General features: G+C 71.8%; 12 protein-coding genes. 7 read left to right on the top strand and 5 right to left on the bottom strand.

All coding sequences use genetic code 11. The features are described from left to right. Positions 1-90: 90 nt before the first annotated feature. The 3 genes from AB852_RS05040 to hutU are packed head-to-tail and all read right to left on the bottom strand — an operon-like array spanning position 91 to position 4564. Positions 91-1692, bottom strand: a complete 1602-nt coding sequence (locus AB852_RS05040; RefSeq protein WP_245876606.1) for a formimidoylglutamate deiminase — start codon at positions 1690-1692, stop codon at positions 91-93. Further along, entirely contained in the window at positions 1689-2894 is a 1206-nt protein-coding gene (locus AB852_RS05035; RefSeq protein WP_073785437.1) for an allantoate amidohydrolase, read from the bottom strand. Before AB852_RS05035 ends, AB852_RS05040 begins: the two co-directional genes overlap by 4 nt. A gap of 11 nt (positions 2895-2905) precedes the next feature. Then, complete coding sequence (hutU, locus tag AB852_RS05030) at positions 2906-4564, bottom strand: urocanate hydratase (RefSeq protein ID WP_073783906.1); 1659 nt, start codon at positions 4562-4564, stop codon at positions 2906-2908. A gap of 153 nt (positions 4565-4717) precedes the next feature. Here hutU and AB852_RS05025 point away from each other — a divergent pair, with 153 nt between their 5' ends. The 5 genes from AB852_RS05025 to AB852_RS05005 all read left to right on the top strand — a co-directional run bounded on the left by AB852_RS05025 (position 4718) and on the right by AB852_RS05005 (position 9071). Further along, positions 4718-6247, top strand: a complete 1530-nt coding sequence (locus tag AB852_RS05025; protein WP_073783904.1) for a type III PLP-dependent enzyme domain-containing protein — start codon at positions 4718-4720, stop codon at positions 6245-6247. Between the two features lie 254 nt (positions 6248-6501). Beyond that, the gene (locus AB852_RS05020) at positions 6502-6918 is read left to right on the top strand and encodes a hypothetical protein (protein WP_073783902.1); all 417 of its coding nucleotides are present in this window, start codon (positions 6502-6504) and stop codon (positions 6916-6918) included. Between the two features lie 176 nt (positions 6919-7094). Further along, a complete protein-coding gene (locus tag AB852_RS05015; RefSeq protein WP_073785435.1) occupies positions 7095-7928 on the top strand; it encodes a hypothetical protein in 834 nt (277 codons plus the stop codon). Positions 7929-7962: 34 nt separating this feature from the next. Continuing rightward, positions 7963-8490, top strand: coding sequence for a roadblock/LC7 domain-containing protein (locus AB852_RS05010; RefSeq protein WP_073783900.1), 528 nt, complete (start codon positions 7963-7965; stop codon positions 8488-8490). A gap of 206 nt (positions 8491-8696) precedes the next feature. Continuing rightward, on the top strand, positions 8697-9071 hold the full coding sequence (locus AB852_RS05005; protein WP_073783898.1) for a hypothetical protein: 375 nt from the start codon (positions 8697-8699) through the stop codon (positions 9069-9071). A gap of 99 nt (positions 9072-9170) precedes the next feature. Here AB852_RS05005 and AB852_RS05000 read toward each other — a convergent pair whose 3' ends face one another. Both AB852_RS05000 and AB852_RS04990 read right to left on the bottom strand, forming a co-directional pair. Further along, entirely contained in the window at positions 9171-9719 is a 549-nt protein-coding gene (locus tag AB852_RS05000; RefSeq protein WP_073783896.1) for a hypothetical protein, read from the bottom strand. A gap of 472 nt (positions 9720-10191) precedes the next feature. Further along, entirely contained in the window at positions 10192-11028 is an 837-nt protein-coding gene (locus tag AB852_RS04990; RefSeq protein WP_073785433.1) for a MurR/RpiR family transcriptional regulator, read from the bottom strand. Positions 11029-11294: 266 nt separating this feature from the next. On the opposite strand from AB852_RS04990, the gene AB852_RS04985 reads away from it, so the two are divergent. Further along, positions 11295-11528: a helix-turn-helix domain-containing protein gene (locus tag AB852_RS04985; RefSeq protein WP_073783892.1), complete on the top strand. Its 234-nt coding sequence runs from the start codon at positions 11295-11297 to the stop codon at positions 11526-11528. Between the two features lie 445 nt (positions 11529-11973). After that, the gene (locus AB852_RS04980) at positions 11974-12390 is read left to right on the top strand and encodes a hypothetical protein (RefSeq protein WP_073783890.1); all 417 of its coding nucleotides are present in this window, start codon (positions 11974-11976) and stop codon (positions 12388-12390) included. Positions 12391-12512 lie beyond the last annotated feature (122 nt).

The following is a 12512-nucleotide window of genomic DNA, read 5'->3' as shown; positions in this document are numbered from 1 at the left end:
GTGAGCGATCCGGTCACCCGCTGTCCTCAATGGCCGCATGGCCGCAATGCGCCCACTCAGGAATGCGGACAACTACGCACGCCACGTGTCCTAATCGGCCTCACGATTCAGCGCGGCGACCGCCCGCGTGAGCGCGCCGGCCACATCCGGGACCAGGGTGTGCGCACCGTCCCGCACCACATGCCGCCCCCCGACCACCGTATGCCGGACGTCCGCCGCCGACCCGGCGAACACGGCCGCCTCCGCCGCGAGCCGCACCGGCGGACCGGCCGTGCGCACCGTGTCCAGGGCGACCGTGGTGAAGTCCGCCGGTCCACCCGCGACAAGGGCACCGCCCTCGGGCCACCCCAGGGCCTCGTACCCGTTCGACGTGGCCGCGCGGAGCAGCGCGCCGGTCGTCCAATGTCCACGGATACGTGTCCGCAGGCGCTCGTTCAGCTCCAGGGCGCGGGCCTCCTCCAGCAGGTCGATCACGGCGTGGCTGTCGGAGCCCAGGGACAGCGGTGAACCCGCCGACTGAAGCTCCTTCGCCGGTCCGATGCCGTCCGCGAGATCCCGTTCCGTAGTAGGACACATACAGGTCCCGGTACCGGAGGCCCCGATCAGGGCGATGTCCTCGGCGGTGAGGTGCGTGTTGTGGACGCCCGTGGTCGCGGGACCCAGGACCCCGTGGTCCGCCAGCAGCTGGGCCGGGGTGCGGCCGTGGGCGCGGAGGCAGGCCTCGTTCTCGGCGGGCTGCTCCGACAGATGGACGTGCAGACGGGCCCGCCGGGCCCGCGCCCAGTCCGCGACGGTACCGAGCTGGTCGGCGGGGACCGCCCGTACCGAGTGGACCGCCGCGCCGATCCGTACCCGTGGCCCGTCGCGCAGCGCCTCTGCCCGCTCCGCCCAGTTGTCCGCCGTACCGTCGGAGAAGCGGAGCTGGTGGTGGTCGGGCGCGGCCCCGAAGCCGGAGGACACGTACGCCGTGTCCAGCAACGTCAGCCGCACTCCCGCCTCCCCGGCCGCCGCGATCAGCGCCTCACCCATCGCGTTGGGGTCCGTGTAGCGCGCACCGCCCGGGGCGTGATGCAGATAGTGGAACTCCCCCACGACGGTGATCCCCGCGAGCGCCATCTCCGCGTACACCGCGCGCGCAAGGTCGTGATAGGTCTGCGGGTTCAACCGGTCCGCGACCGAGTACATGAGGTCACGCCACGTCCAGAACGTGCCCGTCCCCGCCTGGACCGTGCCCCGCAGCGCCCGGTGGAAGGCGTGCGAGTGCGTGTTCGCGAGTCCCGGCAGGGTCAGCCCCCGCAGCACCTCCGCCCCGGGGGGAGGTGAGTCCACCCCGGTCCGTACCGCCCCGATCCGGCCGTCCGCCGGGTGCACCTCCAGCAGCACACCCGGTTCCACCGTCGGCTCCAGCCAGGCGTGCTCAAGCCAGTAGGTGTCGGTCGGGCCCGGGTGTCCTGCTGCCGCGTCCGCTGTCCTGGTGGTGGCCGTGGTGTTCGTCGATCTGGTGCTGGACGCTGTCCTGATCGACCTGGTCGACCTATTGGTGTCCGACGTTGTCCTCTTGGTGGCCGCGAGGCGAGGCGCGTCGGGTGGATCGGACGGGCCGGGGGTGTCGGGCGTGTCGGGTGACCTATTGGTGGCCGCTGTCCTCTTCGTGGCCGTCATGGCCGTCATGGCCGCTGTGTCGTCCGTCATCGGCACGCCAGTCCCTCCAGTACGTCGGCGAGCGCGGCCACCCCCGTCAGGCAGTCGTCCTCGGTCGCGTGCTCGGCCGGGGAATGGGACACGCCCGTGGGGTTCCGTACGAACAGCATCGCCGTCGGTACCGAAGCGGACAGGATTCCGGCGTCGTGTCCCGCTCCGGTACCGAGGACGGGGATCGGGCGGCGGCTGCCGTCGCGGGTGAGGATATGGGACAACTCGTCGCGCAAGGTGTCCTCGAAGTCCACGACCGGGGTGAAGGACTCACGGACGACGGCGAGGTCCACGCCATGGCGGACCGCGTGGTCACGAGCCGCCTCCTCGATCGCCCCGACCACGGTGTCCAGCGTGGACTGGTCGGCGGCGCGGGAGTCGAGCCAGCCCCTGACCAGGGACGGGATGGCGTTGACGCCGTTGGGCTCGACGGCCACCTTGCCGAAGGTGGCGACCGCGCCCGCGAGCCGCGCGGATCTGCGGGCGGCGAGAACGGTCTCCGCGTAGGGGAGCATCGGGTCCCGGCGGTCGGCGAGCCGGGTGGTCCCCGCGTGGTTGGCCTCGCCGCGGAAGTCGAAGCGCCAGCGGCCGTGCGGCCAGATGGCGGACGCGACGCCGACGGGGTCACCGGACAGGTCGAGCGACCGGCCCTGTTCCACATGGAGTTCGACGAAGGCGCCGATACCGGCCAGCCGGTCCGGGTCGGCGCCGATCGCCTCGGGGTCGTGTCCGGCGGCCTCCATGGCCGCGGGGAGGGACACGCCGTCCGGGTCGCGCAGTGCGAACGCCTGCTCGCGGGTGAGCCGCCCCGCGGTGAGGCGTGAGCCGACGCACGCCAGCCCGAAACGGGCGCCCTCCTCGTCGCCGAAGTTGACGATCGCCAGCGGTCGGGAGAACTCCGCCCCCCTGCGGCGGAGTTCGTCCAGCGCGGCGAACGCCGACACGACGCCGAGGGGGCCGTCGAAGGGGCCTCCGTCGGGGACGGAGTCCAGATGGGAGCCGGTCACGACGGCGTCCCCGCGCGCGGGGTCACCGAGCCAGGCCCACTGGTTGCCGTTGCGGTCGGTCTCGTGGGTGAGACCGCGCGCCCCGGCCTGGGCGCGGAACCACGCGCGGCACTCGGCGTCGGCGGAGGTCCAGGCGTAGCGGCGGTAGCCGCCGGTGCGGGGGTCCCGGCCGAGCGGGGCGAGGTCCCGCCACATCTCCTGGAAGGTCACTCGCCCTCCTCCATCGGCACCCGCACACCGCGTTCGTCGGCGACCTGCCGTGCCTTCTCGTACCCGGCGTCCACATGGCGGATCACGCCCATACCGGGGTCGTTGGTGAGGACACGGCGGATCTTCTCGCCCGCGAGGGGCGTGCCGTCGGCGACGGTGACCTGGCCGGCGTGGATCGAGCGGCCCATGCCGACGCCGCCGCCGTGATGCAGGGAGACCCAGGAGGCGCCGGAGGCGACGTTGACCATGGCGTTGAGCAGCGGCCAGTCGGCGATGGCGTCGGAGCCGTCGAGCATGGCCTCGGTCTCGCGGTAGGGGGAGGCGACGGAGCCGCAGTCGAGGTGGTCGCGTCCGATGGCGAGCGGGGCGGCGAGTTCGCCGCTGGCGACCATGTCGTTGAACCGTTCGCCCGCGCGGTCACGTTCGCCGTAGCCGAGCCAGCAGATGCGGGCGGGCAGTCCCTGGAAGTGGACGCGTTCACCCGCGAGGGTGATCCAGCGGCGCAGTGACTCGTTCTCGGGAAAGAGGTCGAGGATGGCTCGGTCGGTGGCCGCGATGTCCTTGGGGTCACCGGACAGGGCCGCCCAGCGGAAGGGCCCCTTGCCCTCGTTGAACAGCGGCCGGATATAGGCCGGGACGAAGCCGGGGAACGCGAACGCGCGCTCGTATCCCGCGAGCTTGGCCTCGCCGCGGATGCTGTTGCCGTAGTCGAAGACCTCGGCGCCCGCGTCCATGAAGCCGACCATCGCCTCCACATGGCGGGCCATCGACTCCCGCGCGCGGGCGGTGAACTCGGCGGGCTTCTGCTCCGCGTATGTCGCCATGTCCGCGAGGTCGACGCCCTGCGGGAGGTAGGCGAGGGGGTCGTGGGCGGAGGTCTGGTCGGTGACGATGTCGATCGGGGCGCCTTCGGCGAGCAGCCGGGGCAGCAGGTCGGCCGCGTTGCCGAGCAGGCCGATGGAGAGCGGGCGGCGGGCGTCCCTGGCCTCGATGGCGAGCTGGAGGGCGTGTTCCGGGGAATCGGCGCGGACATCGAGGTAGCGGTGCTCGATGCGTCGCTCGATGGCACGCGGGTCGCAGTCGACGCAGATGGCCACGCCGTCGTTCATGGTGACCGCGAGGGGCTGGGCGCCGCCCATGCCGCCGAGGCCGGCGGTGAGGGTGATGGTCCCGGCGAGTGTGCCGCCGAACCGTTTGGCCGCGACGGCCGCGAAGGTCTCGTACGTGCCCTGGAGGATGCCCTGGGTGCCGATGTAGATCCAGGAACCCGCCGTCATCTGGCCGTACATGGTGAGTCCGAGGGCTTCGAGGCGGCGGAACTCCTCCCAGTTGGCCCAGTCGCCGACGAGGTTGGAGTTGGCGATGAGGACACGCGGTGCCCATTCGTGGGTCGTCATGACCCCGACGGGACGGCCGGACTGGACGAGCATGGTCTCGTCCTGTTTGAGGGTCCGCAGGGTGCGGACCATCGCGTCGAAGGAGTTCCAGTCCCTGGCCGCTTTACCGGTGCCGCCGTAGACGACGAGCTGGTCGGGGTGTTCGGCCACTTCCGGGTCGAGGTTGTTCTGGAGCATCCGCAGGGCGGCTTCCTGCGGCCATCCCAGGGCACTCAGTTCCGTACCTCGTGGTGCTCGTACGGGGCGGGGTCCTGACATGGTCTGCCTCCTCGGGGGCGGTGCCGCCGGATGTCGCGAGCCCTGTGTTGTCGATTCCATTCACATCCTGATCTTATGAATAGAGCCAGTCAATAGGTCGGCCCGTTCAGGACACCGTGCCGGTCCCGCTGTCCGCATGGTTCGCTGGAACGCATGACGGAACGCGAAGCGCACCCGTACACCGACCGCCCCTCCGGCCGCCCCTCCGGTCACCCCGACGAGAACCCCTCCGCCGCCGACGGACCGGCCTCCGCCGCCCGCAGGGACACCGCCGTACGGGCGGCCGTGGCGCGGGGGCTGGTGAGTGCCCAGGAGCCGATCGCGGCTCTGCTGGACGTGGTGGGCATCCGGGCGGGGGTCAGGGACCTGCGGAACGCCTTCGCCGAGGTCGTCGCCCCGGGCACCCCCGTCCTGCACACGTTCGCGGTGAAGGCCGCGCCCCTGGTCCCGGTCCTGCGGCTGCTGCGGGACGAAGGCGTCGGCGCGGAGGTCGCCAGCCCCGGCGAGCTGGCCCTGGCGCGGGCCGCCGGGGTCACCGCCCGGCACACGGTCCTCGACTCCCCCGCGAAGACCGAGGCCGAACTCCGTGAGGCGCTGACCCTCGGTATCGCGGTCAACGCGGACAACTTCCAGGAACTCGCCCGGCTCGACGCCCTGGTCGCGACCCTGACCGGTATGACGATCGCAGCGGACACCCCCGAAGCGGACAGGGAGCCCGACGGCGCGCGGCGGCTGCCGCCGCTGGGGCTCCGGGTGAACCCGCAGATCGGCGGCGGCTCGATCGACGCGCTGTCCACCGCGACCCCGACCTCCAAGTTCGGCGTCGCGCTGAAGGACCCGGGCGCGCGGGAGCGCGCCGTGCGCGCCTTCCTCGCCCGGCCGTGGCTCACCCGGCTGCACACCCATACGGGCTCCCAAGGCGTGCCGCTCGCTCTCATGGTCCAGGGCGTGGCGGAGACATACGCGCTCGCCGAGGAGATCAACGCGCGCGCGGGACACCGGCGGGTCGACACGATCGACATCGGTGGCGGGCTGCCCGTCGACTTCACGTCGGACACGCAGACGCCGACGTTCGCGCGCTACGCGCGGCTGCTCGCCCGCGAGGTGCCGGAGCTGTTCGACGGCCGGTACGGACTGGTCACGGAGTTCGGGCGGTCCCTGCTGGCCAAGCACGGCTTCGTACTGGCCAGGGTCGAGTACACCAAGTCGGCGGGCGGACGGCGGATCGCGGTCACCCACGCGGGGGCGCAGATCGCGGCCCGTACGGTCTACGCGCCCGCGCAGTGGCCGTTGCGGATCGCCGCGTACGACGAGCGGGGACGGCCACGCACCACGCCCGTCGAGCCCCAGGACATCGCGGGCCCCGCGTGCTTCGCGGGCGACCTGCTGGCCGAGGGGCGCCCGCTTCCCCGTCTGGCCCCGGGTGACCACATCGCCGCGCTGGACACCGGGGCGTACTACTTCGCGCATCACTACGCGTACAACTCGCTCGCGCGGCCCGCCGTCCATGGCTTCCTGACCGATTCGGACCGTCCGGGACCGGATCGGATCACCGCGCCCTCGGACGCCGATGACGACGCGTCACCCTTGGGGGTGAGTTTCGCGACGGTACGGTCCGCGCAGACGATCGCCGAGGTCGTCGCGGAGGCGGGCGGGGCGCACGCGAAGGCGCTCGACTTCTAGCGAGCGCCGGGCGCGGGAGTCACCCACGCCACCCACGCACCATTTCACCCCTCTCATACGAAGTTTTCCTTTCACCATTCGACCGGAATCCCTCTTTCCGTGATCAGAGTCGATCATTCTCGTGCAGGTTGCTCTGGAAAACGTCGGACCGCCCCACAGATGTGGGTGCGTTGCGTAGCGTCCCGGCCACCGGGACGGGCGACACCCTGAACTGATGGACGAACGCCCGCACGGACCGAGCGGAGGGAAGCGGCGTGCCCGGAATCGACGCGTGCCTGCTGGAAGCGATGACACTGCCCGGCGCGCGGGGCGCGGCCATCGTCGACTGGACCAGCGGTCTCGCCCTCGGTTCCGTCGGGGAGTCCGCAGGCGGCGACCACGAGGCGACAGCGGTGGAAACCGCCGAGATGGCACGCGCCGCGGCCGAGTACAGCGTGTTCACCCCGGACGACCACCGGACGCCTCTCGGGGACCTGCCCGAGCCCGCCGGGCTCCCCGCCGTCGAGGACCTGATGGTCACCACGAGAACGGCCTTCCATCTGATCCATTTCGTGGAGACGACATTCGACTCCAGTGTCTTCCTGTACCTGTGGCTGGACCGCGAGACCGGCAATCTGGCGCTGGCCCGTATCCGGCTGCGCGGTCTCGCGGAACGTCTGGTGCTGGGATGAGGACCGCCACCATGAAGCGGCCGACAGAACCCGTCCCGGTGGACCCCGCGCCCCCGCCGGAGCGCGGCACGACGGACGAACCGGACGCGCCCCGGGCCCCACGGCCACCGCGCACCGCACAGGAGGACAACACCACGCACGAGTCCGCCCGGGACACCGCCGCCACCCCGTCCGCCATGCTCACGCGACTGGCGCGGGAAGCGGCCACCGGTGTCCTCATTCGTGACCACGGTGTCCTCTATCTGCATGACGGCCAGGTCGTCCACGCCGAGAGTCCCGCCGCCCCTGGCCTCGATGTCCTCCTCACCGCGAGCGGCGCCCTCGCACCCGAACGCTGGCAGGAGGCCGTCGACCGGGCGGGCGCCCTCGGCCAGGTGGCCCGGTACCTGGTCGACAGCGGCGGACTCACGGAGGGCGCCCTCCAGTTGTGCCATCTCGGAGCGCTCTTCGACGCGGCCTATTTCGCGCTCGGGCCGACGACCGGCCCGACCCGGTTCCGCCCGGGCGCCGGGCACTGGCTGGGCCACGTCCAGCGGGTCCCCGTACAGGCCGTCGCACGGGAGTCCCGGCGGCGGCGCGCGCTGCTGGCCTGCGCGGGGGTCTGGCCCGGGGCCGACACGGCCCCGACGGTCCGGCGACGCCCCCCAGCGGATCAGCGGGTCCCGTCAAGGCTGCGGGCCGTGCTGCTGCTCGCTGACGGCGTCCGCACCCCGTCCGCCATCGCGTGGACGCTCGGCCGCCCGGCGTTCCACACCCTGATCGAGATACACCGGCTGGCCGCCGCGGGCCTCGTCGAACCCGCGCCCTCCCCGTACGACGGGCCGACCGGCCCTGGCACGGCCACCGCGACCCCGCCGCACCCGGGCCGAGCGGCCGCGCACCCACTGCCCGCGGTACGACCGCTCTCCCCCGTGCTCCCCCGGGACGGCCGCTCCTCGCGGCCCGCCGACGACGACCCCGACATCGCCTTTCTCCGCCGGCTCCGTGATGCCTTGGAGGCCCAGCTGTGAACGCCCGCCCCATGGACCTCCGTTGCCCGGCCTCATGAGGCTCTTCCCGCTCCGGCAACGCGCCGAGAGGAGACAACTGATGATCGCCGAAGCCGAACTGCTCGGTGAACTGCGGCGCCTGCGGAGCCGGGTACCCCAGGTCACCGGCGTCCTGGCCGCCAGCGTCGACGGACTCGTACTCGCGCAGGACGCCGCCGAGAGCGAGGCCGAGGCGGTCGCCGCGCTCACGGCCGCCGCGCTCGGCGTGGGCAGCCGACTCACCGAGACCACCGGGCAGGGCCACTTCCGCGAACTGCTGGTACGCGGCGCCGACGGATATGTGGCCACCTACGCGGCGGGCGCCCACGCGGTGCTCACCGTGCTCGCCGAACCGCGTGTGAACGTCGGGCGGCTCCATCTGGAGGCACGCCGGTCCAGCACCGTGATCGGTGAACTCGTCGACGCGTCCGCCGCGGCGACGCCTCCCGTCCCTGTCGTCCCGCCCCGCCCGGTCGACCCGCCGACGCCGGTGCCGATTCCGGTCAGACGGCCAGGAGCGAGCGGCGCCCGGGGCGGCACATGACGGCGCCCAACTAGGTCAACTAGGTCAACTAGGTCAACTAGGTCACAGAGCCTAGCCGGGCAATTGGGTCATTTAGGTCACCGGGGCCGCCTTTGAGGACAACCGGGGACCGGGACACCCAAGCCCCGGACGACACCAGCACACCACAGCGCCGAGTGCGCACACCGAACCCGCCGAACCCGCCGGAAACAAGGAGCACCGTCCCCATGAGCAACACCGAGACCGCACTCAAGGACGCGACGACCTCGATCGCGGGAGTGATCGGCGCGGCCCTGGTCGACTACACCAGCGGTATGGCGCTCGGCACGATAGGCGGCAGCAAGGAGTTCGACCTCGCGGTCGCCGCCGCCGGGAACACCGATGTCGTCCGGTCCAAGCTGCGCACCATGGAACTCCTGGGCCTGAAGGACGAGATCGAGGACATCCTGATCACCCTCGGCACCCAGTACCACCTGATCCGCCTTATCAAGACGCGCGGCCACACGGGACTGTTCCTGTACCTGGCCCTCGACAAGGACCGCTCCAACCTGGCGATGGCACGCCACCAGCTGCGCCGTATCGAGGCGGAGCTGGAGGTCTGATCCGGCGCTGATCCGGCGGGGCCACCCTGACGGACGGCCCGACCGGCCTGACCGGCCTGACCGGACGATCTGACGGGTCGGCCGATGCCCGCGGGTGGTTCAGACCGTGACGCGGCGTCGCGCCCCGCCCGGGGAGGCGTCGCCCGCCGCCGGGCCCGTGGTGCGGTACTCCGTCACGGCCGGTCCGGCGGGCCGTCCGCCCCGGGCGTTCAGCTGATCGGCGCGCACCCAGAGCAACGCGCCGTCGTCGCTCTCGCGGCGTCCGATCGATGCCGCCTTGAGCCGGAGTCCGACGCCGATCCCGGCGAGCACCATCCCGGGGGCGGCCGGCACCGCGAAGGACGCGCCGACCGCGACGAGGAACGCGAGGGCGAGCCACCAGCGGTGGCCGCGTCGCCAGACCCGGAGAGTCACGGCCCGGTCCTGGAGCACATCGTGGCGTCCCGCGCGTGTGGCGCTCCCGGCCGATGCCCTGTGGCGTGCGAGGCCGGTCCGGCCGACGGCCGCGGCGGTGATCAGGAACAGGGCGATCCCCGCGAGGACCCCGATACGGCGTCCGGTCAGGCCGGGCACGAGAAGTCCGACAGAGGCGGCGAGCACACCGGCCCACCACATCGGCGCGGCACCCGCCCGTACGACCACGGCCACCCTGGCGAGGCCGTACCCGCCATGGGCGCGCTGACCGCCCTGGCCGCGTGGACCGCCCTGGCCGCGTTGGGCGCCTTGGCCACGCTGACCGCCGCGACCGCGTCGACCGCTTTGGCCGCGGCTACCGCCCTGGGTTCCCGGGCCGCCTTGCTCTCCCTCGTCCTGTCTGCCGTTCCGTCCGCTGTTCGCCTCGCGCGCCATGTCCGCCTCCCGATCCGCGGCTGTCCTCAGGTGTCCGCTTGAGCGATTCGCGCAGGTGACGGTGGTCCGGGGAGCGCCCACAGGTGTCCGGCACCCTCCGTGCCGACGGCCACCGACCGCTCACGCACCACCCTCCTGGCGGACAGGGAGGCTACCCGCGGTTTCTGAGTACGTCATGAGGACATGCGGAACGGATTCCCTTCGGCTGAATCCGGTTGAGCTGGTTTCCCTTGAGCTGAATCCCGGTGGACTGGATTCCCGGCTCCGTGACCTATTCCGCGAAGAGGCCACGGGACGCCGCGCGTGAGTCGAAGTCCTCCAGGCTGGCCTGGGCGTCGGGGAGGGCGTCGCACATCGCCTCCAGCAGTACTCGGCCGAGGAGCATCGGGGCGCAGGCCGTGTCGAAGGCCAGGCCGGTACCGACCGCGGCGGGCAGCAGCACGTCGGACAAAGCGGCCACGGGAGCGAAGGCGCTGTCCGCGACGGTGACGACGGACAGGCCCGCGCCCCGCGCGTACTCAAGGGCGTCGACGGTCTCACGGGGATGCCGGGGCAGTGCGAAGCAGAGCAAGGTGGTGGCCCCGGCCCGCACCGCGCGGTCGAGTCGGTCGGGAAGCATCGAGCCGCCCTCGTCCAGGAGCCGGACATCGGGGTGCACCTTCGCCGCGAAGTAGGCGAAGCCGTACGCCTGGGCGGCCGCGGCGCGGAGTCCGAGGACGGGCAGCGGACGGGAGGTGGCGAGCAGGTTCCCGGCCCGGCGGACCGGTCCGGGGTCGGCGAGCAGGTCGGCGAGCTGTCGCAGGTTCTCGATCTCGGCGGCCACGGCCTGTTGGTAGGCGTTGTGGTCGGACGCGTCGGGCCGGGCGTCCGGCGGGGCGATCTCGCGCAGCCGGCGCCGGAGGGCGGGGTAGCCGTCGAAGCCGAGGGCGACCGCGAAGCGGGTGACCGACGGTTGGCTGACCCCGGCGAGTTCGGCCAGTTCCACACTGGACAGGAAGGGCGCTTCGGCGGACCTGCGGACCAGGCAGTGGGCGATGCGCCGCTGCGTCGGTGTGAGCCGGTGCCCCTCGAAGAGCTGCCGCAATCGCGTCGCCGTGCTCTCGCCCATGCCCTCGTCCCCCTTCACCGGCGTCCGCGCCGCTCACGTCCGCTCAATCTATTCAGGATCGCCGGTCTCTGCATGGCGGTATGCACGGGGTGGTGGCGTCGGCGCGTGGTCGGCAATAGGGCCAAAGGGCGGCTGGCGCAATTGCGCCACCTAGACCGCCCCTTTACTTACCTTTGGTGGAAATTGTGGGCCTGCCAAGAGGGATGCGTGGTTCTTAGAGTGGATTGCGGCTATCGCTGACCATCGATCGTCACACGGGGAGCAGAGTGACCGTCATACAAGAAGCAACCGAAACGGAGATCCGCATCCTGCGCCTGCTGCACGAAGGACTGGACGACGCCGCTGTCGCGCGTCGTCTGTGTGTGGGGCACCGCACGGTCCAGCGCAGGGTGCACGACCTGATGAAACGTTGGGAGGTCAACGGCAGGGTGGCCCTCGGGGCCCGCGCCCAGGAACTGGGCGTGTACGAAGTGGTCGACACACATCAGGTGCCGGTGTGACAGCAGGCTTCGGACCGTGGGGGAACGGGCCGGCCGAGCGGACACCGGGTGATCCACGGAGATCACTGTCCGACCGAGTGAGCAGTACGAAGCAGTAGCGCAGCCCGCAGTACCGCAGGAAAGCAGTGAAGCAACACAGCAACACAGCAACACCGCAGTACCGCAGTACCGCAGTACCGCAGTACCGGATTCAGAGGGAGTGGGCCGAGGGGGTACGGCCCAGTCCATGAACCGCGTGGCTGGTCACCACGCATCCGGGACCGGCGGTCGGACGGTCAGCAGCGACGGTAGCCACCGCACACCGCACGCGCCTCCCTCCCGCATGTCCTCACCCACCGCCCTGCGGGGAACCTCACCTGCGGGAAACCTCACCTGCGGAGAACCTCAACGGAAGAGTGGGGTTGTCCCCAGTGTGCGGGCGCGGCCCGCTCCGTACCGTTGAGGCATGGACGCCCGCGATGCCGACTTCAAGAAGGAACTCGACGCCACCCTGCAGGCAGGCAGGGACCTCGGCGCCGAGTACGAATCCGCTTTCGTGGACTCGTTCCTGGAAAAGATCGAGCAACGAGTCGACTCCGCCGTGGACCGCAGGGTCCGGCGGCAGCTCGCCGAGCAGCAGATGGTCGTGGCCCGGGGCGCGAGCAGCCCGAGCGGTCCGGACACCTGGGGCGACCGCTTCGGGTTCGCCATGGTGACGCTCATCCTCGCGATACCCCTGTCCGCGATAGGCGTGGTCAACGCCGGGCTGCCGGGGCTCATCGTCACCTGGGCGGGGATCGCCGGGGTGAACGCGGTCCACTCGACCTGGCCGTGGCGCCTGCGGGGCCGCGAGGAGAAGACAGCGACGGACTGGGAGGCGTAGCGGTCCCGAAGGCGCCGACCGTCCGGAAGGCGTGGCGGGAGCGGCGCGACGGGACACCCCAGGACAGGGCACGGGGTACGGGGACGAGGTACGGGGGCGAGCCGGGGACGAGCGTTGCGCGG

Source organism: Streptomyces uncialis, from assembly GCF_001905345.1.
Lineage (GTDB): Bacteria > Actinomycetota > Actinomycetes > Streptomycetales > Streptomycetaceae > Streptomyces > Streptomyces uncialis.
Note: the sequence above shows the minus strand (reverse complement) of the source record. Positions and strands in the feature narration are given on the sequence as shown.